Genomic DNA, 25,469 nt, shown 5'->3' on the forward strand with positions numbered 1-25,469 from the left:
ACTGTGCTAAAACGTCTGCGGAGGCTGAATGAGATTCGCAATTCTGGGGTCGGGAGCGGTGGGAGGCTATTTTGGCGCCAAGCTGGCGCGCGCGGGCCAGGACGTCACTTTCATTGCCCGCGGCGCGCACCTCGAGGCCATGCGCGCCAAGGGCCTCGACGTGAAAAGCGCCCAACTCGGCGATTTCAATGTCCAGGCCCCGGCCGAGAGCGACACCGCGAAGGTCGGCCAGGTGGACGTGGCGATCGTGTCGGTGAAGGCCTACGACAACACCACCGCGCTGCCGATGCTGACGCCCCTGATTGGACCGGACACCGTGGTCCTCACCCTCCAGAACGGCGTGGACAGCGTCGATGAGGTGGCTGCCGTGGCCGGCGAGCGGCACGTCCTTGGCGGCACCACCTACGTCGCCACGGCGCTCGAAGCGCCGGGGCTGATCGTCCAGACCGGCGTGCATCGCTCGATCATTTTCGGCGAGGTGTTCGGAGACCGCAGCCGCATCTCACCGCGCGTGCAGGCGGTCGCCGACATCTTCGCCACCGCCGACATCCAGGTGACGCCGGTGGCCGACGCCCGCGTGCCGATCTGGGACAAGTTCGTCTATCTCGTGGCGTTCTCGGGCTTCACCGGCGCGTCGCGGCTGGCGATTGGCCACATCTGGAAGTTCCCGCACGTCCAGGAGATGTTCTACGCCACCTCGCGCGAGATCGCGGCCATCGCCAGGGCGGAGGGCGTCACGATCTCCGCCAACCGCTTCGACACGCTCAAGGAATATATGGACCACATCCCGCCCACTACGCGGTCGTCGCTGCTGATCGACCTGGAGCAGGGCAAGCGCATCGAGGTGGAAGCCCTGCAAGGCGCGGCCGTGCGCCGCGCGAAGAAGCATGGCGTGCCGGTGCCGATCACCTCGACGCTCTACGCCGTCCTCAAGGCGTGGGAGTCCGGGCCGGTGAAGAGCTAGCCTGTTGGTAGGCGGCAACGCAAGCGGTTCGGAGCGGTTGGGAAATCAAGGGGAAGCTCGCGACCACGTGCTCGTAGTGGTCCGGCGTGAGTCCGTAGAGCCCCGCGACGATCGCGTTCAACCGTGCGTAGCTGCCTGGATCGCCGTCGATGCCGGATGTCGACAGCGCCCGCGCGAGCGCGGCCAGTTCGCGGAACGCCGGCGAGCCGTCTTGCGGGCGCGGCACCGGCAGGCGCGACATCAGCGCGGTGGTGACGTGAGTGGTGACGCTCAGCCGCACGAGGTAGTTGGCGACCAGGCTGTTGAGCAGCGCGAGCAGGCACCACTGCGCGCCGGCGCCGAACGCGGTCTTCAGCACGAACACCGTGTGCGTTGACAGCGTGTGCCTCGGCAGCAGCCCCGCGATCAGCGTCAACCGGTTGGTCGCGCTCGCCACATCGCGATACGCGATCCGCTCGCGTTCGAAACTGATGGCTGGATCGATCAGGCGCCCGGCCTGCTCGACCGGCACCGCCAGCGTCGCGAGGTCCGGCGACACGGAGAACGGCGCGACGTGCTTGCCTTCGATGATCGGCATCACCGGGCGGCGATCCGGCCGAGGGCGGTGGATGAAGTGCCCGCGGTCGTCCGTGGCATTCAGCTCACGGCCGAATCGCGCGTTCCAGCCGTGGGCGGCGCCCAGCGCCGGCGCCGCCACGGCGGCGGCCGTCAGAATCGCGAGCGCCGCCGGTGACGTCAATTCGGGAACGGTGAGGTGTTCCGGATCCCACGCCTCCAGCCGCGACCGCGACACCGACAGCAATTCATCTCCTTCGTCCTGACGCGGGTCGCTGGGGCAGCGATCCAGCAGGCGGGGATCGTGGACGCCCGACCGGAAACGCAACGATTCGGTCCGGCCGCCGCTGGTGGCCGCGATCAGCGTGAAGCGCACGCTGCGATGGATGGGAAAGATCGCCGCCTTGTTCTCGAGCCCCAGCCAGGTGTCGATCGCGCAGCGGTCGAAGAGCTGCCGCCGCAATCGCGCGCTGCCGTGATCGGTCGCAATGCCCGACGGCAGGATCAGCCCGACGCGTCCGCCCGGCCGCGCGAGCTGCAACGCGCGTTCGAGGAACAGCTGGTAGCGGTTGGCATGGCCGTGCCCCTGGGCGGCGTAGACACCTGACGATCGAAAGAAGCGGCGCACCGGTGCCGCGCGCGCACGGTCTGCTTCCCGGCCCGCCGCCGGTCCGCTGTCGGCGCGCAGCATGTCCCAGGGTGGATTGCCGAGCACGGCATCGAAGCCGCCGTCGGGCCGCCAGTGCCCACGGGCATCGAAGAACACTTCGGGAAAGGCCAGCTCCCAGTGGAACACGGCATGGCTCGCGGCGATGTCGGCGGCCTGGGTCAGCCCGTGCGCCAACTGATCCGCCGGCAGCGTGGTGGCGCGTCCGAGCCGTGACGCGATCCACTCGTTGACAAGCGCAGGCGATGGCGGCGGGCCGGGCCACAATGCCGCGGCGCACCAGGCATCCGCCGCGCGCGACCAGTTCGCGAATGGTCCATCGGCCGCCGACAGGCGCTCGAGCGTCCGCTCCTTCTCGCGCACCGCCTGCAGCGTGTCGGACGGTTCGAGCGCCAGCCGCAACCGTTCGGGCAGGACGCGTGCCGCCACCACCTCGCACCCCCCATCGTCGAAGAGCGGAAGCGGAACCTCGCGGGCGGCTCGTTGGCGCACGGGCGGCTTCACCAGGTCGGCGAGCCGCGCGCCCAGCAGGCTGTTCCCCACGGCGAGGTGGTGGTCCAGGAAGGTCAGCGGCTTGCCGGAGGCCAGCGTCGTGAGCCACAGCGACAGCCGCGCCAGTTGCACCGCGGTGGGATTCAGGTCGACGCCGTAGAGGCACTGCTCCGCGACCTGGCGGCGAAGGTCCGCACGGCCGGCGGGTGTCGCGTCATCGGCGCGCCACTCGCCGTCGCGAATCAAAGCCTGCTCGCACTGGTCCGCCAGGTAGTGGCAGGCCGCCACCAGGAACGCACCGCTGCCCATGGCGGGGTCAACCACCCGGAGCCCGAGAATGTCCCGTGCCGGCCGGTTCATCACCACGGGATGCAGCGTTCGCCGCACGAGGAACTCGGTGATCGAACGCGGCGTGTAGAAGCTGCCGGTGGCCTTCCGCTCGGTCGAGGTGCGTCGCAGCACGAGGCCGGCGCGGGTGGCGACCGGCTCGTGTTCGAGCACCCGCTCGTACACCGCGCCGAGCTGTTCGACCCCGAGGTCGTGGTACGCGATGCGCCGCCGGCCGGCGGGTGAGTCGGTGGTGGCGAGCGCCAGCACCACGGCCTTGACCACGTCTTCGGGCACTCGCCGCTGCTCCACGAGCGGGGCGTGGCGGGGAGAGAACAGCCGGCCGTTGAACGCCGTGACGTCGAGATCGCCGGCCTTGCACCCGGCATGCGCCATCCGGGCAATCGCCTGCAGCGCCGCCCACAGTCCGCGCGGCGCGCGCGGCTCCAGGGTGCGCCGATAGAGCGCGTCAATCGTGTAGGCCTCCCGATACACGGGATGCCACACCGGCACCAGGCCGCGCGCTTCGGCGAACAGCAGGAAGAGCACGCGGTAGACGACGGTGAGGGCCTGGTCGTAGGGGCTGCCGGCTCGCCTGCCGCGCCCGCGGCCGCCCGCGGCCAGCGCCGCGGTCAGTTGCGGCAACGCCCTCAGCACACCGTCGCCCAGCGCGTGACACACGCGCGCGGCATGGAGATCCGATTCGTTCGCCCGGGCCCGCAGTGCCGCGGTCCCGGCGTCGCCGAGGGTCGCGTCGGCGCCGGCGAGCACCCACAGCAGCAGCGGTCCGCGCGGGTTGGCAAAGAGCGGCTCGAAGTCGAAGTGCAGGGCCTGCCTCGCCCACGGGCGGCGGCAATCGAGGATGCGCAGCGCCCGCCCGTTGGTGACCAGCGCCCAGGCGGCGTCTGCCCCGACGCCGCCGCGGATCGCATCGCGCCACGCCACGTCCACGCCGGCCGACCACGGCAGCGCGATCATCAGCGCGGCCTGCGAACCGCCCGCCGACACCAGGCCCATCAGCATGTCGGTCACCGGCCGGACCCGCGCCGCGCTGTAACCGAGCGAGTCAAGCAGCGGTGACGCGGCGACGTCGAACACCTGCCGCGCTCCAGCGGACGGACCGATCGATCGAGTGACCACGCGCCACCATCGCGCCGCCGCGTGCTCGAACGCCGCCGCCGCAGCCGATCGATCCAGGCCGGGCAGCACGTGCTGCTCGAGGTAGGCGTGCGACAGCAGGTGACCGGTGATTCCGGGAATCACGGCTCTCCACGCAGCGGCCACAACGCGATCAACCGCGCGTGGGCCGCCCGGCTTTCGGCAGGGTTCAACGATGCTGCGCGTCGAGCGAGCGCGGCATCAAGGCGGGCGGCCACCTCCCGTCGCGCCCCCGCCGCGCGCTCGGCGCGCCGGTCGAACAGCGCGCCTTGGTGCGCGAGCGGCTGGGACCGGGCCAGTCGCGCGCGAGCCTCGGCGATTCGCGCGATGACGGCCTCCCGTAACGGCGGCAGGTGCGCGGCCGTGTCCGCGGCGACTCCGGAGCCGGCGGCGGCCACGGCGAGAGCCCGCCACGCTTCGTGGGTGCGCAGGCGGGGGACGGCAATGACCAGGGCGACCACGCGGCGTTCGACCATGCCCCCGGTCAGCCCCTGTTGCGAACACTCGTAGAGCGCGACCGCGGCGCGGCGCCGGCGCCGGACACGGCGCGGCACGGCGAACACCGCGCGATCGAACGCCACGGTGCCGGGATGGCGAAGGCGGCGCTGTTCGGTGACGCGCCGCAGTTCGTCACCGGCCGCGTCGATTCTGGTCGAGGCGACGCGCGCGCGGCCGCCTGGCGGCGGCGCCACGGCGTCGAAGACCGACCGGGCGATGTCGTCTTCAGTCGGGCCCTCATCATCACCGAGCGCCTGCGCGGCGCGCCGCCGCCGGCCTTCGACGTGGGACCACACCGCATCTTCCACGGTTCCCCGGTGCAGCAGGTGCACGGCGTGCACCCGGCGCTGTTGCCCAATCCGATCGACACGGCCCACCCGTTGTTCGAGGCGGCGTGGGTTCCAGGGCAGCTCGAGGTCGATCACCAGGCGGCAGCGCCGATGGAGGTTGAGGCCCTCGCCGGCGGTGTCGGTGGCCAGCAACACGTCGACGTCGCCGCGTTCGAACTGGCGAATCACCTCCTGCCGCATCGGCGCGGGCACGCCGCCGTGGATCACACCCAGCCGGAACGCTGACGCCAGTTGCGCCGAGGCCGCGTGAAGCGTGTCGCGATACTCGGTGAACACCACCGCGGGTTCCCTCGCGCGATCGAGGAAGCGCCGCAGGGCTCCCAATTTCGACGAGCGGCGCGACGCGGCCCGCGCCAGGTCGATCAGATCGGCGAGCTGCCGCCGTTCCGCGTCGTCGTCAAGCAGTCCCGGGCGCGCGAGCGGCTCGTCCAGTTCATCGCCATCGCTGTCGTCGGCGTCATCCAACGGCAGCCAGCCCTGGACGGGAACCGCAGGCGCCCCGCCGGAGAGGAGCGCGAGCCGCCGTGACAGGGTGCGCTCCAGCGCCGCGGCGCTGGACGCCGCGCGGCGGGCGAGGGTGATGGCCACCAGCTGCACGGCGCGCTCGGCCCGGCCGCGGGCCTGCCAGATGGCCCGCGCGTAGCCGTCCGTGGCGCCAAGCAGCCGCGTCTCTTCGGGGGTGGGGGCAACGCTCAGCATCCGAACGCGCCGTTGGTCCGGCAACCCGACGTCGCGGCGGCTGCGCCGAAACACGGTCAGCCGGTCCGAGAGCGAGCCGATGGCCGTCAGGTAATCGAAGTCGGCCTGGTCGCCCGAATGCGGCGTCGCCGACACCAGCACGAGCCACGGCGTGCGCGCGCCCAGGCGATCGACCGCGGCTCCGCGATCGCTGGCCGGCGTCAGGTGATGGGCTTCGTCGGCGATGACCAGGTCGAACGGCACCTCTTCCACCGCCGCCAGCACCTCGGGGCGCTTCACGAAGTCGATCGAGGCGACGACCACGGGATGTGCCGCCCACGGATTGACGCCGGCCGGCAGCGCCTGGAGGCCGAGTGCGATGGAGGCCTGATCCAGCACGGCCGCGTGAATGCCGAAGCGATCGTGCAGCTCGCCGGCCCAGGTGCCGCGAAGGCCGGCGGGGCAGAGCACCAGGGCGCGTTCCACCAGGCCGCGCGACCGGAGCTCGGCCAGGATGAAGCCCGCCTGCACCGTCTTGCCGAGGCCGACGGCGTCGGCGAGCAACACGCGCGTGGCGCCGCGAAGCACGGCGAGCGCCGGCTCCAGTTGATAGGCCAGCAGGTCGAGCGACGCCTCGGCGGCGCTCCACAGGCCCAGCGCCGGCCGCTCCCGCGCGAGCGCGCTCAGCGCGCAACGGAGAACGGCGCGCCGCTTCCGCCGCTGCGGACGCCTGTCGGGTGATGCGCTGATGCGATCAAACGGCGTGATGGCGCGGAACACCCGCCCCGCGTTGTCCGGTCCGCTCCCTTCGAGGGTCAGCAGGGTGCAGTGCTCGAACGATTCAGCGTGCGCGACGGTCCAGACTTCGTCCCGCAGCGTCACGATTGCGCCAGGTCGCATGCCGCCATTGCTGCAAACCCGCGGCCGGGCGAGGTATCGCGCTTTCTCGTGGAATTCGCCGAAGCCGTCCTGTCCGCGGCGCAGTTTCTGCGACGCGACGGGCGTTACCGTACGGCAATTACTGAGCGCTACGCGAGCCGTGGAGCGCGTTGAAGAACAGGCGGAAGGTGGCGTGTGACTGGGCGCGGTGTTGGGGCCGGAACGCGAACAGGATCGCGCGGCCCTGGCCCGACTTGATCTCCACGAGCGCGCCTTTGCCGGCAATCACGCGCTCGCCTTCGAGCCAGCCGCTCAGCAGCACGCCGCTCTTGGCATAGCGCCCGACCACGCGAGCCGTGGGCGCCGCGGCGCCTCCCGGCGCGGTGGCGGCCGGCGGCACCACGTCGAACGCGCTGTTGAACGCGCAGAACCCCGCCGTCTCGCGAGGCATGCCGTAGGTGAGCGGATCCGGATCCAGCTCGAGCCGGATGACCGAGCCCGGGCAGAAATACTCGTTTGGGGGCAGCCCGCGCGTGACGTCCTTCACCGGCGCGTCGAGCAGGTTGATGGCCAGCTCGCTGGCCGAGTCGAGCGCGATCAGCGTGCCGCCGCCATCCACGAACTGGCGGAGCATGTCGGCGCCCTCCATGCCGAGGCCGCCAACGTACTCCGCGGGCATGGTGCCGGCCGGGTGACCGGCGATCAGGCGCTCCGCGCCTTGATCGGGGATCACGACCGCGTCGAAACGCGTGCGCAAGCCGCCGCGCCGGATGTCGGCGTCGGTGATGGTCTCGAACGGGAACTCGTACTGCTCGAGCAGCCAGCGCGTCCAGCCCTCGTCGATGTTCTCGACCCACGGCTTGTAGAGCGCGATCCGCGCGCGCCCCAGCGGCCGCGCGTCTTGCGGCGGCCGTCCTGCTGCGGCGGTGACGCGCAGGCCCAGGTCGCGAGCCACGGCGTCCACGGCCTCGCGCACGCCCTTGGCTTCCGTCACCACCATCGCCCCGGGTTGATACGTGTAACCCTGGATCTCCAGCGGTACGGCGAGCCACGACACCCGCGCCCCGGCCTTGAGCAGCCGGTTGAGGGCGATGCTCGCGCCATTGCCGCGGCCGTCGATGACGTAGTACGCGGCCTTCTTGGTGTCGCCCCAGACACGCGCCGGCGCGATTGATGCGCGATCGAGGCGCGTGGTGGTGGGCGGCTCGAAGTACTGCTCGATGCGATCGACCTTCACGTTCATCTGGAGCGGCAGCGTCCAGCCCGCGACATCGTAGGGACGGTCAACCGGCGCGCCCGGCGCGGGCTTGCGCACCGGATAGTCCTGCTTCTCGAGCAGCGTCTTCGCGTAGGCGCGGAACGGTTGCGCCATCAGGATGATGTCGGTGCCCTGCGGGTAGACCGTGTCGGCGACGCGGAACGGCTCGACCGTCCGCCGGATCTCCACCGCGCCCTCGATCAGGAGCTGTTCGAGCTTGCGCGCCGCGTGCGCGTCGAACTGTTCCGGCGGGATGATGAACGCGAACGGCCCGCCCTTCAGCCCGAGTTCCACCTGCCGCTTGCCCATGCGATAGAAGTTGCGGACCAGGTCCTCGCGGTAGCGCGCCGCGCCGCCGAGGAGGCCCCGCGCCGCCGAGAGGTCGTAGTCAACGATGTCGCGGAGGCGCCAGGCGCCGCCGGGCCACGGGTTCGGGAAGGTGGTGGACGGCTGGTGATCGGGAAAGCCGCGGCCGCCGGTCAGCTGATTCGCCGCCACCGTGATCGGCGTGCCAATGCGCACGCTCGCCGCCTCGGTCAGCATCGTCACGGTGTTGTGGCCGAGCGGGGCCGAGTCTTCGTAGCCGGGCCAGTAGTAGTCGTACAGCGCGTTCTGCAGCACGCCCGAGCGGCCGTCTTCCTCGAGGGACAGGGCCATGGCGTGGCCGAGCAGGCCGGCGATCCGCCAGATCAGCGGGTCGTAGTTGCGGTCGATCGGGTCGGTGTTGGGCGGCACGAAGAAGCGTGGGCCGCGCGGTCCCATCTGGTGCATGGTCAGGAAGACCTGAGGATGCCATCGGCGATAGAAGAAATCCGCGAGCGAGCGGTTCTCCGCCATGTTCATCATGAACGCGTCGCGGTTGATGTCGTGGCCGACGTACTTGTGGTACAGCCACGGCATGTTCGAGCCCTCGAACTCGGTGCCCTTCCACTTGCGGTACCAATCCACCGTGATGGTGTGGCCGTCGGGATTGAGGGACGGAAACAGGATCAGCACCACGTCGCGCAGCGAGCGGAGGACTTCCGGATCCTGGGACGTCGCCAGCGTGTGCAACAGCTCCGGCGCCGCCTGCGTGGCGGCAATCTCGGTGGCGTGGATGCTCATGCCGAGCGCGACGATTACGGGCTGGCGTTCGGCCAGCGCCATGGCCGCCGGCTCATCGAGCGTGCGCGGGTCGGCCAGGCGCAGCGCGTTGGTCCGGATCTGATCGAGCCGGGCGATGTTCTCGGGCGACGACACGATCGCGGCGACCAGGCGCCGCCCTTCGGTGGTGGGTCCGGCGTCCACCAGCTCGACGCGATCGGACGCCGCCGCCACCGTCGTGAAGTATCTCTCCAGGGTGGGCCAGTCGGCGAGCTGGCCGTCGGCGCCCATGCGGAACCCGAACATCGCCTCCGGTGTCTGGATCGCCGGCGGCGCCACCGGCGACTGGGCGCCGAGCGACACCGAGAGAATGGACGCCAGGAGCAGGCCGATCGATCGTGCGCGCATGACGCGCGATCATAGCGCCTTCGCAACGGCGGGTCGCGCGTACAAAAAAGTGGGGTGCCGCGGTGGCACCCCAAGGGACTGTGAGGAACGAGGAAGGGCTACTTCGCGTCGCGCAGGGCTGGCCGCTCGAGTGCGGCGGGATTCTCTGTGGCCTTGGGGCCGTCACTGACCGGCGTCGTCGAGCGGGAGTCGATCCGCGCAAACAGCGCGGCAAGTCCAGCCTGCTGGGGGTCGTAGACACCCCATTCGTCTTTGGCGGGTCGCACGGGTTGAGAGTTGGTAATGGCCATAGTTGGTCTTCGGACAATCGAGGGAGACGCTGACCCATAGAGCAAGGCACGTGCCGGGAACCAGCCAGCCGCCGCTGGCCTCGGAACCTGTCGAATTGCCGTGATTTACCGGCTCGTCCCGAATTCCAGCATCGCCTGGGCGGCGCCGCCTCAGCCACGAATCACGTGGACACCCTTACATTTGTGGCGGGCTCCGGGACCGGCTGGGGACGGAGGCCGGGCCTTCTCCTCGGAGGTTCCGCTTTCTCGCTCTGGCACACGGGTTGCGTCCGCTCCCGGCATGATCGTGAGCTACCTCGGCACCAAGGGCGGCACCGGCACCACCACGCTCGCCGTGAACGGTGCCGCGGATATTCGCCGCCTTTCCCGGAAGCCGACCGTGATCGTGGACCTCAAGACCGGCCCCGGCGACGTCGCCCTGTTCCTCGGCCTGCGGCCGAGGCACACTGTCTTGAACGCCATTGACCATCTCTCCTGGCTGGATCCCGGCGCCATCTCGAAGTTCGTCATCCACCACGAGTGCGGCCTGCACGTGCTCGCCGCCGGCGACGAATTCGGCCGGCCGGCGTCGCGCGACGTGGACGGCGTCGAGCAAATGTTGCGCTGCCTCAACGCGCTGTACGACTTCGTGATTGTGGACGTCGGCAGCACCCTGAGCACCTGCGGCGCCATGGCCCTGCAGCTGTCGGAGACGGTGATGCTGGTGGCCAATCCCGACGTGCCCTGCCTGCGCAACCTGCAGCGGCTGATCGACGCCGTCAAGCTGACCGGCGTTGGTGGCGACCGCCTGAAGATCGTGCTGAACCGGGCCTCCGAGTTCGGCGTGCTGTCGACCGGGCAGATCGAGCGCGTGCTCGGGCTGAACATCGACTACAGCGTCAACAGCGACTACCGGACGGTGGCCTCGGCGGTGAACTCGGGGGTGCCGGTGTCCACCATGCGCGCCCCGGCCGAGCTCCACCACCAGCTGGACGCCATGGCCCGGGCGCTGTGCGGCGCACACGCCGGCCGCGGGCGCCATGAAGCGGGGCCCGGCGCGGAGGATGAGGAAGCCGGGGTAGAAACCCGGCACCAGCTCTAGGGCCTGGCGTACTCCGCCGTGACCTTGGTGGTAATGCCGCCGCGGGCGGTGAAGTCGCCCACCACGGTCATCCGGCGAGGGGCGCAGGCGCCGACCAGGTCGTCCAGAATCTGGTTGGTGGCCGCCTCGTAGAAAATTCCCTTGTTCCGGAACTCCAGCAGATAGTATTTGAGAGACTTGAGTTCGATGCATCGGGCGTCCGGCACGTAGCGGATGCGGATGACACCGAAGTCGGGTAACCCCGTCTTCGGGCACATCGACGTAAACTCGGGGCAGTCGATCGCGATCTCGAATTCACGCTCGGGCCGCGGGTTGGGAAACGTCTCGATGGTCGACGCGGTAGACATGGTGATCAGTCTACGGCAAAAGGATGCAGTCTTCGGATCGGCGGCGATTGACAGCCCCCAAGGTCGGGGTTAGCATACACGCCGCCAACATTGACCCTGGGGGACACGATGGACGAAGCCCGGAGGATGGGCAAGTCGGAGCTTTTTTCACACTTCGCCGAACGGTTCGACATCAAGCGTACGCAGTCGCGCGAGTTCTTCGACGAGCTGGCGATCCTGTGCGAGAAGGAACTGAAGCGCACCGGTGAATTCGTGATCCCCGGTATGGTGAAGCTCGTCGTACAGCACCGGAAGGCCCGGACCGGCCGCAACCCGGCCACCGGCCAGCCGATCGAAATCGCCCCCAAGACCGTGGTCAAGGCGAGAATCGTCAAGCAGCTGAAAGACGCCATTCTTCCCAAGAAGGCAAAGTAACGGACTGGCGAGGGACCTACTTCTTGATCTTCCTCGCCAGCTCCCGGATTTCCAGCCGTTCCATCTTGAACTTCAGCGTGCTCAACGGCACGCCCAGGTAGCGCGCCGTCTGCGTGACGTTCCAGGCGTTGCGCTCGAGCGCCCGCACCAGGAAGTTGCGCTCGAAGGTCCCCAGCGCGCGATCGAGCAGGCTGGTGTCCGACTTGGTGCGATCGAGCTCCACCACGTGGAACTCGAACGGCAGGTCCTCATCCGTGATCCATTCGTGGTCCGAGACCGCGACCAGCCGCTCAATCAGGTTCTCCAGCTCGCGGATGTTCCCCGGCCACCAGTAGTGCGACAGCATGCGCAGCGTCGATTCCGCGATGCCGCGGACCGGCTTGTGGAAGCGCGCGCTGTAGCGGCGGAGGAAGAAGTCGGCCAGCACCGGGATGTCGTCGATGCGCTCGCGCAACGGCGGTAGCCGGACGGGAATCACGTTGATCCGATAGAAGAGGTCCTCGCGGAAGGTCCCGTCCTTCACCGCCCGCTCGAGGTCGACGTGGGTGGCCGCGATCAGCCGGAACGCGGTGCGCACCGGCCGCGTGCCGCCGACCCGCTCCACTTCGCCTTCCTGGATGGCGCGCAGGAGCTTGGCCTGCAGGTCGGACTTGAGGTCGCCGATCTCGTCGAGGAACAGCGTGCCGCCGTTGGCGAGCTCGAACTTGCCGATGCGCTGCTGCACGGCGCCGGTGAAGGCGCCCTTCTCGTGACCGAAGAGCGTGCTCTCGACCAGCTCGCGCGGGATGGCGGCGAGGTTGACCGCCACAAACGCCGCCTCCGGATTCGCCGACTCGCGGTGGAGGAGCCGGGCCAGCAGTTCCTTGCCGGTGCCGCTCTCGCCCAGGATCAGCACGGTGGCCGACAGCTTCGCCACCTTGTGCACCGTCTCGAGCACGTCCTTCAGCGCGGTGCTCGGGCCGGTGATGAAGTCGCGGCCCCCCGCCTCGCCGGCCGCGTCCTGCAGCGTCAGCACGTGGCGATTGAGGTCCTGGCGCTCGCCGGCATGGCGCACCAGCGCGCGGAACACGTCGGGGTCGGCGTCCTTGGTGAGGAAGTGGTAGGCGCCCAGCTTGATCGCGCTGACCGCGCCGTCAACGTCGGGCGCGGTCGAGGTCATGATCACCTCGACCAGCGGGAAGTTCTCCCGCACCACCTGCAGCAGGTCCAGCCCGGCGAGCGCCGGCAGCTGCATGTCAGCGACCAGCACGTCCACGTCCTCGCGGTCCATCAGCGCCAGGCCGGCTTCCGCGGACGAGGCGCGAATCACGCGGTAGTCGCGCCGCAAGGTCTGCGACAGGCGCTCGCGCGCCTCGTCTTGGGCGTCAATCACCAGCACGGTCTTGCGGCGGACCGACATCAAGAGGAGTATAAGGGGTCTGACCCCGGGACCAATTCAACCCCTATGACGAGTGTCTGGATCGTGGCGCTGGCGGCATTATCGGTGGCAGTGGTGGCGTACGCACAGGCCCGGCGGACCGCCCGCCAGCTGGCGCAGATCACGGAGATGTACTGGCAGCTCAAGTTCGACCATGGCGAGCTCAAGGCCAAAGTCGACCCGTCGACGCCTCCCGCGCCCAAGCCGAAAGAAACATTCGTCCCGCTGACGCAGCTGAAACGCTGACTTGCGAGGTTTACCCCGCCGAAGCCTTGGCGGAGGCGGGCGCTTGACCTTCCGTTCAGTTCCGAGCGACATTGAGGGGTTGGCCGCCTTCGCCGGAGGCTTCCTCTTGGCCAAGGCTCAGGAGGGCAAGACGGCTGGCGACGCTCGTGCGGCACCGCATTCATATCTGGTAACGGATCTATATGGCGAACGCATACGACGTGGTAGTGGTTGGCGCGGGGACTGGCGGGTACGTCGCGGCCATCCGCGCCGCGCAGCTCGGCCTCAAGGTGGCGGTGGTCGAAAAGCAGAAGGCGCTGGGCGGCACCTGCCTGATTTGGGGATGCATTCCCACCAAGGCCCTGCTCGAGCACGCGCACGCGCTCAAGGTCGCGCAGGGCGCGAAGGAATGGGGCCTGCTCGGTGTCGACGGCGCCGCCGTGACCATCGACATGCCGGCCGTGCACGCGCGCAAAGACAAGATGATCTCGGGCCTCACCGGCGGCATCGAGATGCTGTTCAAGAAGAACAAGATCGACTGGATCAAGGGCACCGCCCGCCTCACCGGCAAGCAGGGCGTGGAGGTCACGCTGCACGACGGCGGCAAGCAGCAACTCACCGCGGCCAAGGAGATCATCGTCGCCACCGGCTCGGCGGCGCGCAGCGTCCCCGGCATCGAGGTCGATCGCCAGCGGATCATCTTCAGCGACGAAGCCATTCACCTGCCCTACGTCCCCAAGTCGATTGCCATCATGGGCAGCGGCGCGGTGGGCGTGGAGTTCGCGTCGATCTTCAGGAGCTACGGCAGCGAGGTCACCGTCATCGAGCTGCTGCCGCGGGTGGTGCCGGGTGAAGACGAGGCGGTGTCGGCCGAACTCGAGCGCGCGTTCAAGAAGCGCGGCATCAAGGTGATGACCGGCTCGAAGGTCACCTCCGCCAAGGCGGGCGCCAAGGGCGTCGACATCGACGTGCAGAGCGGTGATGGCAAGTCGCAGAAGCTGAGCTTCGACCTGCTGCTCGTGGCCACCGGCCGCGGCCCGGTCACCGAAGGCCTCGGCGCGGAAGCGCTCGGCATCAAGATGGACCGCGGCTATGTGGTAGTGGATTCGCTGTTCAAGACCAGCGTCCCCGGCATCTCGGCCATCGGCGACGTCATCACCATGGGCGGGCCGCACTACCAGCTCGCGCACGTGTCATCGATGGAAGGCGTCCTGCTCGCGGAGCGGATTGCCGGCCACGCCGTGCAGCCCATCAACTACGACCACGTGCCGCGCTGCACCTACAGCGATCCGGAAATCGGCAGCGTCGGCCTCACCGAAGCGCAGGCCAAGGAGCAGGGCCACGAGGTCCGCATTGGCACGTTTCCGTTCCGCGCCCTGGCGCGCGCCCGCATGGCGGGTGAGACCGACGGCTTCGTGAAGATCGTCGCCGAAAAGAAATACGACGAGATCCTGGGCGTCCACATCATCGGCCCGCGCGCCACCGAAGTGGTGGCCGAGGCGGTGATGGCGCTGCGCATGGAAGTGACCGTCGAAGAACTGGTCAGGACCATCCACGCGCACCCGACCATGTCGGAGGCCGTGCTCGAAGCGGCGCACGCGGCGCACGGAGCCGCCATTCATATTTAGGGCCTGAGGCCTGGGGCGTCCGAGCCTGTAACTTGAGAAGTAACTATGTCTACACCGGTAGTAATGCCCCAGATGGGCGAGTCGATTGCGGAAGGCACCATCGTCCGCTGGATCAAGAAGGTCGGCGACGCGGTGGACCGCGACGAGCCGCTGTTCGAGATTTCAACCGACAAGGTTGACGCCGAGATCCCGTCGCCCGCCGCCGGCGTGCTGATGTCGATCGCGGTGAAGGAAGGCGAGACGGTCCCGGTCAACAGCGTCGTCGCGACCATTGGCGCCGCGGGCGAGATGGTGGAAGCGCCGGCTGCACTTGCTGCACCTGCCGCAGCTACTGCATCCGCGGCACCAGCGGCACCAGCGGCACCTGACGCACCTGATGCACCTGATGCACCCGACGCACCCGGTGACCGCCAGAAGTCTTCGCCGCTGGTCCGTCGCATTGCCAAGGAACACAACGTGGACATCAGCCGGATCCACGGATCGGGCATCGGTGGCCGCGTCACCAAGCAGGACATCCTCGGCTTCATCGACAGCGGTGCGGCCGCGGTCCCGGCGGCGCCGGCGGTTGCCCGGCCCGCCCAGGAACACCCCTCGACGCCGGTGGTGCGGGCGGCCGGCGACACCGTTGTCCCAATGTCGGTGATGCGCAAGAAGATCGCCGAGCACATGGTGGTCAGCAAGCGCACCTCGGCGCACGTCTACTCGGTGTTCGAGGTGAACTATTCGCGCGTCGATCAGATCCGGAAGGCGAAGAAAGACGAGTTCGAACGGTCGGGCGCGAAGCTCACGTTCACGTCCTTCATCGCCAAGGTGGTGGTCGATTGCCTGCGCCGGCACAAGGTCATCAACGCCTCCATCGACGGCGACAACATCATCTACCGCAGCGACATCAACCTCGGCATTGCCGTGGCGCTTGAGAACGGGCTGATCGTGCCGGTGGTGAAGGCCGCTGGTGAGAAGAACACGCTCGGCCTGTCCAAGGCGATCCAGGACATCGCGGAGCGCGCCCGCGCGAAGAAGCTCAATCCCGAGGAAGTGCACGGCGGCACCTTCACCATCACCAACCCCGGCAACTTCGGCGCGCAGTTCGGCCTGCCGATCATCAACCAGCCGCAGGTCGCCATCCTCGGCGTTGGCGCCATCGAGAAGCGCCCGGTGGTGATCGACGATGCGATTGCGATTCGGTTGATGGGCTTCCTGACGCTGGGCTACGACCACCGGCTGGTGGACGGCGCGGTGGCCGATCAGTTCATGGCTGACGTCAAGAAGGGCATCGAGACCTTCGACCCGGCACAGGTGTGACACCGCTCCAGGTCCGGCGGCTCGGCGTGGTCCCGTACGCGGACGCGCTCGAGCTGCAACGCGGGCTGGTCGAAGACCGCAAGACCGGGCGCATTCCCGACACGCTGTTGCTCCTGCAGCATCCGCATGTCCTGACCATCGGCGTGAAGAAGGATGGCCGGCGGCACATCCTGGCGGCGCCCGACCTGCTGGCCGCGCGCGGCGTCGAGGTGTTCGAGACCGGCCGCGGCGGCGACGTCACGTATCACGGGCCCGGCCAGCTGGTGGGCTATCCAATCATCGACTTGAATCCGGACCGGCGCGACGTGCACCGCTATGTCCGCGATCTCGAGGAGGTCATGATCCGCGTGTGCGCCGACTACGGCGTGGTGGCCGATCGCGTGACGGGGATGAGCGGGGCCTGGATCGGCGACGCGAAGATCGGCGCCATCGGCGTCCGCATTTCGCGCTGGGTCACCAGCCACGGCTTCGCCTTCAACGTCACGACCGACCTCGACTTCTTCAACCTCATCGTTCCCTGCGGCATCGCCGACCGCGCCGTCACCTCCCTGGCCGCCCAAACCGGCCGTGCCGTTGAGCTCGACGAGGTCGAAGATCGCTTTATCCGCCATTTGTCGGAAGTCTTCGCGCGCGAACCGCTCTAGCAGCTAGCGGAGGGTCGTTTCGTAGCGCACGCGGTCGCGTGTGGATAGCGCCGGCGCCACCACCGTTGCAATGCCCGATGGCTGAAGGGTCACGGGCATCATCGACGAGCGGCCCGGCGTGCCTTCGTCTCGCGTCACGGCCACCAGCGCCATGTGGAGGCGCGGCGATCGCGTGATCGCGGTGCGAATGATGCGGGTGGCGGCCGCCGCCAGCGCATAGGGGCCGGGCGGCCACAGGCGCGCCACCCGCGCGTCGAGCCGGGCCAGCTGTGCGGCCGACAGCACGCGCGGGATGGTGCGCCCGCCGATCGCCGCTTCATCCCACGGCACGATCACCTGGTGCGGGGGCCGGCCCAGCACCGACAGCGAGATGTCCGACGGTGCCGCGTTCGCTTCGAGCGCGGTGATGGCGGTGACCGCGGATCGCAAGGCTTCGGCGCCGGTGCCGAACAGCCTCGTCCGCGGGATGCCGAGTTCGTTCACGCCGCGCTCGACCAGCCCGGACTGGGCGGCACCGGCGCAGAGCAAGGGCGCCGACTGGTTGAGTCCCGCCACCCGTCTCAGGAGCGCGAGCCCCGCCTCGTCTTGCCACTCGCCGCCGGGCTGCCCCGCGCGATCGGCGAACACGATCATGGCGGCGCCCACCACGGCGGCGACGTCGTTGGTGCCCGCCATCACCGTGTGATACCGGTCCACCGGCCCCGATTGCGCCACGTCCAGGGCCTTGCCCTCGGCGACCGTGCCCAGATCGTCCACCAGGACGATTCGCGACACCAGGTCAGTGGCGGCCAGCTGGCGCGCAAAAGCGCTACCGATTTCCCCGGCCCCCAGAATCACGACAGTCGGCACGCGGACTATTCTATAGGCATGGCACGAGTCACCTTGGTCACCGGCGGCACGCGGGGCATCGGCTACGCGCTGGCGGAAGCGCTCCTCCGGCACGGCGATCAGGTGGCCATCACCGGTACCTCCAGCGACAGCGTGGTGCGTGCGGAGCGCGCCCTGGCCACGGCCGGCGGCGATGCCGGCCGCGTGGCGGGCATTGTCTGCGACGTTCGCGACCCGGCGTCGGCGGAGCTCGCGGTGCGGACCGCCGCCGCCCGATTCGGCGGACTCGATGCGCTGGTCAACAATGCCGGTGTCGGCGTCGGCGTGCCGATCTCGGAGATGCCGCACGATGAATGGGACCGCATCATCGGCACCAACCTCACCGGCGTGTTCAACTGCTGCAAGGCGGCCATTCCCGTGCTGCGCGAGCGCGGCGGCGGCTGGATCGTGAACGTCAGCAGCCTCGCCAGCAAGAACCCTTTCGTTGGCGGCGCCGCCTACTGCGCGTCGAAAGCCGGGTTGAACGCGTTCAGCGAAGCGCTGATGCAGGAACTGCGCGGCGACAACATCCGCGTCACTTACATCCTGCCCGGTTCGGTGGCGACCGGGTTCTCGGGCCGTGAAGAGACGACCGGCGCGGACTGGAAGCTCCAACCGGAAGATGTGGCACAAGCCATCGTCGACGTGCTGAACCATCCCGGCCGCAGCCTGCCGAGCCGCGTCGAGATCCGTCCCTCGAAGCCGCAGAAGAGCTAAGTGATCGCCAACCGCTACGAGCCGCTGGAAGTGGCGCCGCCGGGCGCGGCGGTCAAGGCGCGCGACATGCAGACGGCGCAGACCGTGATGCTGCGGCCGGTGATGCGTCTCGACGAACGGCTGCGCGGCATCTTTCACCCGTCGCTGGTCACCATCTTCGACATCGTGCACGACGGGTCGGCGACGTTCGCCGCGTGCGAGTTCGTGCTCGGCCGCAGCTTGCGCCTGATCATGGGCGGCCAGCCATTCAACGGCCGCCGCGCCTCGGAGATTGTCGCGGAGATCTCAGACGGTGTCGCGGAGCTTCACGCGCGGGGCATTCACCACGGCGCCATCACCATCGACACCGTGTTGCTGACGACGAAGGGCAAGTCGAAGTTGGATCTGGTGCACGCCGTGGCGTCCACCGAGGCCACCGACCTCGATCACCTGCGCGGGTTGCTGGCGGACCTGACCCACATTCGCCCGCCGGCGCCCGAACTGGCCTCGGTTGACTCCGCCGCCCTGTTGGCGGCGAAGCTGCGCGCCTGGCCTAGCTGATGGTGAACAGCCATTTCGGCAGGTCCACGTTGCTGCCGCTGATCATCGTCACCACGCGCTGACCCGGCGCCGAGGCCTTGCCGGCCATGATCGCCGCGGTGGCGGCGGCGCCGGCGCCTTCCACGATTAGCCGCTCTTCGGTGGCCAGGCCTTTCATGGCCCGCGCCAGGTCGTCTTCGCTGACGGTGACTATGTAGTCCACGACCTGCTTCACCAGCGGGAACGTGATGCTGCCGGCCTCGATGTTCCCGGTGAGGCCGTCGGCGAGCGACTGCCGCGGCGTGATCTCGGTGATGCGCCCGGCCTCCAGGCTCAGCGTGAACGGAGACGACGCTTCGACTTCGACGCCGACAATGGTCACGCGCGGCGCCGCGGCCTTGAGCGCGAGGCCCATGCCGCTGGCGAGACCGCCGCCGCCCAGCGGGATCACCACCACGTCGAAGCCCGCCATCGCCTCGACGATCTCGAGGCCGATCGTGCCGGCGCCGGCGATCACGTCGGGGTGGTTGTACGGGGACACATACACCGCGCCTTCGGCCACCGCGTACTGCCTGGCCTGTTTCTCGGCGGCGTCGTAGTCGTCGCACTCGCCGTGGAGCACGGCGCCATGGCGGCGAATCGCGTTCTTCTTCGCTTCAGGCGCGCCGGCCGGCGTGAAGACCACGCACGCCATGCCCAGCCGCTCCGCCGCCAGCGCCAACGCGCGCCCATGATTGCCGGCCGAGGCCGTGACGATGGTCAGGTCCCGCGGCGACACCGGCGCGCCGTCGTCGGCCGGCTCGATTAGCCGCAACGCCGCGTTCAGCGCGCCGCGGATCTTGAAGGAGTTGGAGAGGTTGAGCGACTCGATCTTGAGGAAGACGCTGCCGTCGGCAATGGACGACAGCCAGTGCGACGGCAGCAAGGGCGTTGGCTGCAGGTGCGGCGCGAGCCGCCGCCTGGCTTCGTAGATATCGAGCGCGGTGGGCAACATCATGAACCCTGCAGCAGTTGCGGCAACTGCGTCACGAACGCCGACCTGGCCATCACCTGGCCGACGCCGGCCTGGCGGGCCTGGGCGATCAGGTCGGTTTGCACGTGCGACACGAACCCGACGGTCGGCACCGAGGCCAGCGCCGGGTCGGCCCGCAGCGCGGCCACCGCCTCGAGCGGACGCACCTTCACGCTGTTGAGGTCGAAAATGACCAGGCGCGGCGCCTTGGTCCGGACCGCCTCGACAATCGCCTCGGGCGAGCGCGCGAAGGCGATTTCGACGCCCAGGGCTTTGGCGGCGCTCGAGATGCGCGATGCAAACATCAGATCGTCCACGGCAACGATGACCACCCCTGTATCCTAGTTCAATGATCCTCGGGGCCGCGGCGGAAGGGCCATTTCAGAAGAACGGCTACGTGCTGGGGTGCGAACGCACGAAGGACGCCGTCTACATCGATCCCGGCGACGAGGTGGAGCACCTGCTGGAATTCGTCTCCGTCCAGGGTCTGACGGTCAGCGGCATCCTGCTGACCCACGCTCATGTCGATCACGTGTCGGGCGTTGCTGAGGCCAGGCGGCGCCTGGGCGCGCCGATCTACCTGCACCGGGCGGACCAGCCGCTGTACGACCACGCCGCAAGGCAGGGCGCGATGTTCGGCATCCAGGTGGAGCAGCCGCCGCCCGTCGATCGCTATTACGAGGGGCAGGGGCCCATCACCTTCGGTGACTACGTGGTGCACGTTCACCACACGCCGGGTCACGCCCCGGGCGGGGTGTGCCTGGCGGTCTCGAAAACCGGCGACGCCGCGGCGCCGGCGCTGTTCGTCGGCGACACCCTGTTCGCCGGGTCGATCGGCCGCACCGACCTGCCGGGGGCCGACTACGAGACCCTGCTGAAGGCGATCACCGGCGTGCTGTTCGCGTTTCCCGACGAATCGGTGGTCTATTCCGGCCACGGGCCCGAGACGACGATTGGCCGCGAGCGCCGGACGAACCCGTTTGTGTTGGAGTACTTGGAAAACAAGCGGCTTGGGGCTTGAGACTTGGGACCCGACTATTGAGCACCGGGAAAGAATGGTGGCTGAAACAACTCGTAGTCAATTGGAAACCGCGTCCCCTCTCGCGAGAGAAGCCCGACCACGAAAAGCAGCTGGCCTGGTCGCCTGAAGTCTGGCCGACTCACCGCGTCGACGCGGTCACAGAGACCACATCGTGCTATTCTTGTGACTACATGTGGAGGTGTCGCACGTGGAAACAGTCGGCATTCGCGAACTGAAGAGCGGTCTGAGCCGCTACCTGAGGCGGGTGCGCGCCGGTGCGCGCGTGACCGTGACTGAGCGCGGCCGAGCGATTGCGACCATCACGCCGGTCAGTCTCCCAGCCGACCTGAAATGGGCGCACGCGCTGGTGATCGGTGGACGAGCGCAGTGGGCCGGCGGTAAGCCCGCGGGCGCCAAGCGTCCGAAACCAACGGCCTCAGGGCGTTCGGTCTCGGCCGCTGTACTCGAGGACCGGCGATGACGCTCTACCTCGACACGAGCAGCCTCGTGAAGCTGTACGTGGCCGAGGCCGAGAGCGAGTCGGTGCGCCGGCTGGTGGACCATGCCGACATCGTCGCGACAGCCGCGATTGCCTACCCCGAAGCACGCGCGGCGCTGGCACGCCGCCGACGTGAGGGTAACCTGCCGGCACGGGCCTTTGCGGCGGCAAAGCGGGCACTCGACGACGACTGGCCCCGATACCTGGCCGTCGACGTGACGTCCGCGGTGTGCCGCGAGGCGGGCGCCTTGGCGGAGCGCCATGGCTTGCGCGGCTACGACAGCGTGCACCTGGCCGCGTTCCTGCACCTGGCCCGTGCTGCTGGCAAAGCGGCGGTGCGGTTCTCGTGCTTCGACGACCGCCTGACCCGTGCGACCCGCACCGCGCTTCGGACGCTCCGGCCAGCCGGGCGCTGAAGGCATCTCGGACTGGGAGAGTGTGTCGCCGCAGAATTCGCCCGTCATGCTGCGGTGACGGGCCAGTTGCGAGGTTCGTCCCAGACACCCAGCCAACTCGTCCGGAAGGCATCGGCAGCGACGTGGAGATCGTCCTGAAGCCGCGCGCTCGGACGGCGGGTCGAGCGCGGGTGCTGGTCGCCTGAGATCTGTCCGACATTTGTATGCATACTTCGGACAGCCTCATCCCGACTCGGACCCACGAGATCCGGGAACGACTCGTTGTGAATGGTTGCACCGGAGGCCGCCCGTTTCACGCTGCGTGATGAGGTCGCTGCGAGTTCCGTCTCATACACCAGCCGCAGAATTTCCGCGCTTCACCAGTTTCTTGCTCCAAGGACAAATGCGCAGCGAGCCGGTCGGTCTCCGGTCGGGACAACCGGCCAGTTGCGAAGGTCGTCCCAAAACACCAACTGGAGAGATTCAGAATGGCTCTTAAATGGGCGTAACGTGCGATGGGGCCGGGCGCGCGGCGTGTCTTCCGTTGGGGACCGTTACTTCGGCGGCCCGAACGGCAGCGTCTTGCCGTCGGCGAGCTTCGCCTCGACGCCCTGCGCGAGGCGGCCGGCCTTCAACGCCGCGTCGGCAACCGCGCTGATACCCGTCGGCATGGTTTCGCGCAGCTTGGCGCCGAGTGTCTGCGCGGCGGTCGACGCCGGCTTCGGCAGGAACACCGACACGCTCGTCGATATGCCCGGCTTTACCTGCCCGGCGGGGCCGAAACGCCATCCCGCTTTCATCAGGACTCCAATCACGTCTCCGGCCACCACCCATTGCTCGGACTTGCCGTTGTTCTGCACCGTCATCAGGAAGCAGACGGGCAGCTCGCCCGGCGGCATGATGACCGCGTCGACCGTTCCGGCAAACGAGACGCGGTGCGAGGTATCGTAGTGTTCCGCCACGGTCCCTTGCGCCAGGAGCGGCGCCAGTGACAGGACAGCAATCAACGTGACGGTCTTCATCATGTCGCTCCTCTTTTGAGTAATGTCACTCTTCGCGCAAGGCGCTCACCGGATCGAGGTGAGTCGCGCGGCGGGCCGGCAAGTAGCAGCCGATCGCTGCGACACCGGCAAACGCCAGCGCCACCGCCACGAAGGTGGTGGGATCGGATGGGCCGAGCCCGAACAGCATCGCGCGCAGGTACTGCGTGAGGTTCAGCGCGCCGGCGAGGCCAATCGCGATCCCGAGCCCGGCAAGTGCGGCACCTTGCCCAAGCACCAGCGCCAGAATCTTCGGACGTGGCGCGCCGAGCGCCATGCGAATGCCGATCTCTCGCGTGCGTCGCGTCACCATGTAGGCGATCACACCGTAGATCCCGATCGCCGCCAGGACGGCGGCCAGCACACCCAGCACGCCGATCAGTGCCGCGTAGAAGCGCGGCCTGGCAATCGACATCGAGACCAGCGCGTCCATCGTGAAGATGTTCGTCAGCGCCGCGTCAGGTTCAGACTGCGCGACGATGCTGCGCAGATCGGGGACCAGCGTCGTGGGGTCGTCGTTCGTCCGTACTACGTAGAATCGGCCGCCGAGCACACGATCGGTCATCTGCAGCATGGGATCGCCAGGCAATTGACGAAAGTCGAGGAAGAACTGCGGCGCGGGCTCGCGATCGAGCGTGGCCTGGCGGATGTCGTCGACCACGCCGATGATCTGCCACGGCGCCGGCCCGATCGAGTTGACGAGGGTGCCGACCGGGTTGTCCGCGCCGAAGTACTGTCGCGCCAGGGCGCGGTTGATCATCATGGCCGGCTGCGCACCGGCGCCGTCCTGCTCGCCGAACCACCTGCCGGCGACGAGCGGCACCCCCATCGCGCGCAAGTAGTCGCGGCTGACGAGGCGTGCCTGGGGAAGTTCCACCTGGCCACGGGCGAGGTCCGGCCGCTGCGGCACCGCGAACCGTAGTCGCAGCGCGAGCGGCGCGAGCGGCAGCACGTTCGTCGCACCGGCAACCTGCACGCCCGGCAGCATACGGAACCGGGTCAGGAGTTCTTCATCGACAGCCTGACGTTGTTGGCTCTCCGCAAGATGTCCCTGCGGCATGACGACCTGGAAGGTCAGCACGTTTTCCGGGTCGTAGCCGATCGGCACGCTGGACAGCATCACGAAACTGCGGCCGAGCAGACCCGCGCCGACCAGCAGCACCGTCGCCAACGCGATCTCGGCCACGACCAGCACGCTTTTCGTCAGGTTCTGACGGCGGAAGCTGAAGCCGGCGGCCACCGACGCGGTCGCGTCCTTGATCACGTGCACCGGATCGACCTTCGCGAGATGCGACAGCGGCGCAAGGCTGCAGAGCAACCCGGTTGCAAGCGATGCCGCTGCGGCGAACAGCAGCACTCGCCAATCGATCGCCACCTGATCGACCCGCGGCAGGATGGCGGTGCTGCCTGTCGTGAGCCACGCCGGCGCATTGACTGTCGAGAGCGTCTTGAGGAGCGCGATGCTGCCGTAGGCGATGACGATCGCGGCCAGTCCGCCGGCAGCGGCGAGCACGATCGTTTCGGTCAGCACCTGGCGAGCGAGCCGGGCACGGCTGCCGCCGAGCGCGGCGCGAATGGCGAGTTCCCGCTCGCGATTGCTGCTGCGCGCGAGCAGCAGATTAGCGACGTTCGCGCAGGCGATCAGCAGCACGAAGACGACGGTCGCAAAGAGTACGAGCAGCGCCGGCCGCACCGGCGCGACCAGTTGATCGTTCGCGCGTGTCACCGTAAATCGCTGCTGCTCGGAATCAGCGGGCGGGCTGCCTCGCATCTGTGCCCCGATCACATTTGCCTCGGCCGAGGCGGCCTCCAGTGACACACCGTCCGCGAGCCGCGCGATCATCGAAACCCGTGCGATGCCGGTAGCCGGCATCTCCGTCGGGACCAGAGGAACCCAGAACTCGGTCTGTGGATCGGGAAAGTCGAAGTCAGGCTGCGCGACTCCGGTCACTGCATACGATCTGCCGTCGAGCATCAACGGCGTCGTCAGGACATTGCGGTCCCCTGCGAAGTAGCGTTGCCATGCCCGGTAGCTGAGCACGATCCGCGGTTCCGCGCCCGGAGTCGCATCGCGCTCATCGAAGACCTGGCCGATGAGCGGTGGGACACCGAGCGTTGCGAAGAGCGCGGGCGAGACGCGCCGCCCGTTCAAACGCACGGCCTCACCCCGGCCGGAGAGCGTCATCGCTACGGGCGAGTAGATCGCCATGTGCGACAAGGTGCGCGACTGCTCGCGCCATTCGAGGAATTCGTGCTGTTGGACGCCCGACACGCGCAGCGCCTGACCGTTTGGACTTAGCTCCGCCGGCACGTTCTCGATGAGGCGCACCAGGCGATCGGGATCCTTATAAGGAAGCGGCGTCAACAGCAGCGTGTTGACGACGCTGAAGATCGCGGTGTTTGCGCCGATGCCCAGCGCCAGCGTGAGGACCACCACCGAGCTGAACGTCGGAGCCCGCAACAAGACTCGAACCGAGTACCGCACATCCTGTCGGAGGTTGTCGCCGGCCATGCCGACCAACCCGGTCCGGGTAACGCGGCGCCACTGGCCGCTCCGCGGCCACAAGTTGGCCGGCCGCAAGTGCTCGCCGGGTCCATTGCGGATGGTATCGACGGTGGCACTCGCACACAGCCTGAGCACGCTGATCGCTCCCGATTGGCGATGCGCGTTGCGTGCCCGATCGCGGAAGGCCTCGACCATGGCGTCACCCATCTCGTCGCGGAAGCTCGAGGG

At 68.5% G+C, this 25,469-nt stretch carries 23 protein-coding genes; 12 read left to right on the top strand and 11 right to left on the bottom strand.

What is annotated here, in order from left to right; translation table 11 throughout:
- The first annotated feature begins 28 nt into the window (after positions 1-28).
- Positions 29-964, top strand: a complete 936-nt coding sequence (locus WC815_14530) for a 2-dehydropantoate 2-reductase (GenBank protein MFA5909993.1) — start codon at positions 29-31, stop codon at positions 962-964.
- Here WC815_14530 and WC815_14535 read toward each other — a convergent pair.
- The 4 genes from WC815_14535 to WC815_14550 all read right to left on the bottom strand — a co-directional run bounded on the left by WC815_14535 (position 930) and on the right by WC815_14550 (position 9,583).
- Positions 930-4,268: an N-6 DNA methylase gene (locus WC815_14535; protein MFA5909994.1), complete on the bottom strand. Its 3,339-nt coding sequence runs from the start codon at positions 4,266-4,268 to the stop codon at positions 930-932. The two genes, WC815_14530 and WC815_14535, sit on opposite strands and share 35 nt — an antisense overlap.
- Positions 4,265-6,589: a helicase-related protein gene (locus WC815_14540; protein MFA5909995.1), complete on the bottom strand. Its 2,325-nt coding sequence runs from the start codon at positions 6,587-6,589 to the stop codon at positions 4,265-4,267. Before WC815_14540 ends, WC815_14535 begins: the two co-directional genes overlap by 4 nt.
- Before the next feature lie 118 nt (positions 6,590-6,707).
- Complete coding sequence (locus WC815_14545; GenBank protein ID MFA5909996.1) at positions 6,708-9,317, bottom strand: M14 family metallopeptidase; 2,610 nt, start codon at positions 9,315-9,317, stop codon at positions 6,708-6,710.
- A gap of 98 nt (positions 9,318-9,415) precedes the next feature.
- Positions 9,416-9,583: a hypothetical protein gene (locus WC815_14550; GenBank protein ID MFA5909997.1), complete on the bottom strand. Its 168-nt coding sequence runs from the start codon at positions 9,581-9,583 to the stop codon at positions 9,416-9,418.
- 304 nt (positions 9,584-9,887) lie between these two features.
- On the opposite strand from WC815_14550, the gene WC815_14555 reads away from it, so the two are divergent.
- Complete coding sequence (locus WC815_14555) at positions 9,888-10,688, top strand: hypothetical protein (protein MFA5909998.1); 801 nt, start codon at positions 9,888-9,890, stop codon at positions 10,686-10,688.
- Here WC815_14555 and queF read toward each other — a convergent pair.
- Positions 10,685-11,035 (bottom strand): preQ(1) synthase, encoded by a 351-nt coding sequence (gene queF / locus WC815_14560; protein MFA5909999.1) that lies wholly within the window; start codon positions 11,033-11,035, stop codon positions 10,685-10,687. The genes WC815_14555 and queF overlap by 4 nt on opposite strands.
- Positions 11,036-11,143: 108 nt before the next feature.
- Here queF and WC815_14565 point away from each other — a divergent pair, with 108 nt between their 5' ends.
- Entirely contained in the window at positions 11,144-11,449 is a 306-nt protein-coding gene (locus WC815_14565) for an HU family DNA-binding protein (GenBank protein MFA5910000.1), read from the top strand.
- A gap of 16 nt (positions 11,450-11,465) precedes the next feature.
- Here the strand turns inward: WC815_14565 and WC815_14570 are convergent, their stop codons facing one another.
- Positions 11,466-12,848 carry a sigma-54 dependent transcriptional regulator gene (locus WC815_14570; GenBank protein MFA5910001.1) on the bottom strand — a complete coding sequence of 461 codons (1,383 nt, stop codon included), beginning with the start codon at positions 12,846-12,848 and terminating at the stop codon, positions 11,466-11,468.
- 45 nt (positions 12,849-12,893) lie between these two features.
- On the opposite strand from WC815_14570, the gene WC815_14575 reads away from it, so the two are divergent.
- From WC815_14575 to lipB, 4 genes are all read left to right on the top strand, one after another.
- Positions 12,894-13,112: a hypothetical protein gene (locus WC815_14575; GenBank protein MFA5910002.1), complete on the top strand. Its 219-nt coding sequence runs from the start codon at positions 12,894-12,896 to the stop codon at positions 13,110-13,112.
- A 182-nt stretch (positions 13,113-13,294) separates the two neighbouring features.
- Positions 13,295-14,719, top strand: a complete 1,425-nt coding sequence (gene lpdA / locus WC815_14580) for a dihydrolipoyl dehydrogenase (GenBank protein MFA5910003.1) — start codon at positions 13,295-13,297, stop codon at positions 14,717-14,719.
- Positions 14,720-14,764: 45 nt separating this feature from the next.
- The gene (locus tag WC815_14585) at positions 14,765-16,021 is read left to right on the top strand and encodes a dihydrolipoamide acetyltransferase family protein (protein ID MFA5910004.1); all 1,257 of its coding nucleotides are present in this window, start codon (positions 14,765-14,767) and stop codon (positions 16,019-16,021) included.
- Positions 16,018-16,665 carry a lipoyl(octanoyl) transferase LipB gene (lipB, locus tag WC815_14590; GenBank protein MFA5910005.1) on the top strand — a complete coding sequence of 216 codons (648 nt, stop codon included), beginning with the start codon at positions 16,018-16,020 and terminating at the stop codon, positions 16,663-16,665. Before WC815_14585 ends, lipB begins: the two co-directional genes overlap by 4 nt.
- A 3-nt stretch (positions 16,666-16,668) precedes the next feature.
- On the opposite strand, the gene WC815_14595 is transcribed toward lipB, so the two are convergent.
- Positions 16,669-17,514, bottom strand: a complete 846-nt coding sequence (locus WC815_14595) for a hypothetical protein (protein ID MFA5910006.1) — start codon at positions 17,512-17,514, stop codon at positions 16,669-16,671.
- An 18-nt stretch (positions 17,515-17,532) separates the two neighbouring features.
- Between WC815_14595 and WC815_14600 the strand changes: the two genes are divergently transcribed.
- Entirely contained in the window at positions 17,533-18,249 is a 717-nt protein-coding gene (locus tag WC815_14600; GenBank protein ID MFA5910007.1) for an SDR family oxidoreductase, read from the top strand.
- Positions 18,250-18,789: a hypothetical protein gene (locus WC815_14605; protein ID MFA5910008.1), complete on the top strand. Its 540-nt coding sequence runs from the start codon at positions 18,250-18,252 to the stop codon at positions 18,787-18,789.
- Here the strand turns inward: WC815_14605 and WC815_14610 are convergent.
- Both WC815_14610 and WC815_14615 read right to left on the bottom strand, forming a co-directional pair.
- A complete protein-coding gene (locus tag WC815_14610) occupies positions 18,782-19,765 on the bottom strand; it encodes a pyridoxal-phosphate dependent enzyme (protein MFA5910009.1) in 984 nt (327 codons plus the stop codon). The two genes, WC815_14605 and WC815_14610, sit on opposite strands and share 8 nt — an antisense overlap.
- Positions 19,762-20,112 (bottom strand): hypothetical protein, encoded by a 351-nt coding sequence (locus WC815_14615; protein MFA5910010.1) that lies wholly within the window; start codon positions 20,110-20,112, stop codon positions 19,762-19,764. Before WC815_14615 ends, WC815_14610 begins: the two co-directional genes overlap by 4 nt.
- Positions 20,113-20,129: 17 nt before the next feature.
- Between WC815_14615 and WC815_14620 the strand changes: the two genes are divergently transcribed.
- The 3 genes from WC815_14620 (at position 20,130) to WC815_14630 (ending at position 21,716) form a co-directional block, all read left to right on the top strand.
- Complete coding sequence (locus tag WC815_14620) at positions 20,130-20,801, top strand: MBL fold metallo-hydrolase (protein ID MFA5910011.1); 672 nt, start codon at positions 20,130-20,132, stop codon at positions 20,799-20,801.
- A gap of 208 nt (positions 20,802-21,009) precedes the next feature.
- Positions 21,010-21,282 carry a type II toxin-antitoxin system prevent-host-death family antitoxin gene (locus WC815_14625; protein MFA5910012.1) on the top strand — a complete coding sequence of 91 codons (273 nt, stop codon included), beginning with the start codon at positions 21,010-21,012 and terminating at the stop codon, positions 21,280-21,282.
- Positions 21,279-21,716 (top strand): type II toxin-antitoxin system VapC family toxin, encoded by a 438-nt coding sequence (locus WC815_14630; protein ID MFA5910013.1) that lies wholly within the window; start codon positions 21,279-21,281, stop codon positions 21,714-21,716. Before WC815_14625 ends, WC815_14630 begins: the two co-directional genes overlap by 4 nt.
- Positions 21,717-22,249: 533 nt before the next feature.
- On the opposite strand, the gene WC815_14635 is transcribed toward WC815_14630, so the two are convergent.
- On the bottom strand, positions 22,250-22,720 hold the full coding sequence (locus WC815_14635; protein MFA5910014.1) for a hypothetical protein: 471 nt from the start codon (positions 22,718-22,720) through the stop codon (positions 22,250-22,252).
- 22 nt (positions 22,721-22,742) lie between these two features.
- Entirely contained in the window at positions 22,743-25,436 is a 2,694-nt protein-coding gene (locus WC815_14640; GenBank protein MFA5910015.1) for an ABC transporter permease, read from the bottom strand.
- Positions 25,437-25,469: the final 33 nt, after the last annotated feature.

The sequence above is a fragment of the Vicinamibacterales bacterium genome (assembly GCA_041659285.1).
In the GTDB taxonomy this organism is placed as follows: domain Bacteria; phylum Acidobacteriota; class Vicinamibacteria; order Vicinamibacterales; family UBA2999; genus 12-FULL-67-14b.

What these genes read in the sequence shown, in the direction of transcription:
- WC815_14640 (MFA5910015.1), bottom strand. Translation starts at nt 25,436, where the DNA reads ATGGTCGAGGCCTTCCGCGATCGGGCACGCAACGCGCATCGCCAATCG.
- WC815_14540 (MFA5909995.1), bottom strand. Translation starts at nt 6,589, where the DNA reads ATGCGACCTGGCGCAATCGTGACGCTGCGGGACGAAGTCTGGACCGTC.
- WC815_14610 (MFA5910009.1), bottom strand. Translation starts at nt 19,765, where the DNA reads ATGATGTTGCCCACCGCGCTCGATATCTACGAAGCCAGGCGGCGGCTC.
- WC815_14630 (MFA5910013.1), top strand. Translation starts at nt 21,279, where the DNA reads ATGACGCTCTACCTCGACACGAGCAGCCTCGTGAAGCTGTACGTGGCC.
- WC815_14570 (MFA5910001.1), bottom strand. Translation starts at nt 12,848, where the DNA reads ATGTCGGTCCGCCGCAAGACCGTGCTGGTGATTGACGCCCAAGACGAG.
- WC815_14600 (MFA5910007.1), top strand. Translation starts at nt 17,533, where the DNA reads ATGGCACGAGTCACCTTGGTCACCGGCGGCACGCGGGGCATCGGCTAC.
- WC815_14565 (MFA5910000.1), top strand. Translation starts at nt 11,144, where the DNA reads ATGGACGAAGCCCGGAGGATGGGCAAGTCGGAGCTTTTTTCACACTTC.
- WC815_14575 (MFA5910002.1), top strand. Translation starts at nt 12,894, where the DNA reads ATGACGAGTGTCTGGATCGTGGCGCTGGCGGCATTATCGGTGGCAGTG.
- lpdA (MFA5910003.1), top strand. Translation starts at nt 13,295, where the DNA reads ATGGCGAACGCATACGACGTGGTAGTGGTTGGCGCGGGGACTGGCGGG.
- WC815_14555 (MFA5909998.1), top strand. Translation starts at nt 9,888, where the DNA reads ATGATCGTGAGCTACCTCGGCACCAAGGGCGGCACCGGCACCACCACG.
- WC815_14635 (MFA5910014.1), bottom strand. Translation starts at nt 22,720, where the DNA reads ATGATGAAGACCGTCACGTTGATTGCTGTCCTGTCACTGGCGCCGCTC.
- queF (MFA5909999.1), bottom strand. Translation starts at nt 11,035, where the DNA reads ATGTCTACCGCGTCGACCATCGAGACGTTTCCCAACCCGCGGCCCGAG.
- WC815_14620 (MFA5910011.1), top strand. Translation starts at nt 20,130, where the DNA reads ATGATCCTCGGGGCCGCGGCGGAAGGGCCATTTCAGAAGAACGGCTAC.
- WC815_14530 (MFA5909993.1), top strand. Translation starts at nt 29, where the DNA reads ATGAGATTCGCAATTCTGGGGTCGGGAGCGGTGGGAGGCTATTTTGGC.
- WC815_14585 (MFA5910004.1), top strand. Translation starts at nt 14,765, where the DNA reads ATGTCTACACCGGTAGTAATGCCCCAGATGGGCGAGTCGATTGCGGAA.
- WC815_14545 (MFA5909996.1), bottom strand. Translation starts at nt 9,317, where the DNA reads ATGCGCGCACGATCGATCGGCCTGCTCCTGGCGTCCATTCTCTCGGTG.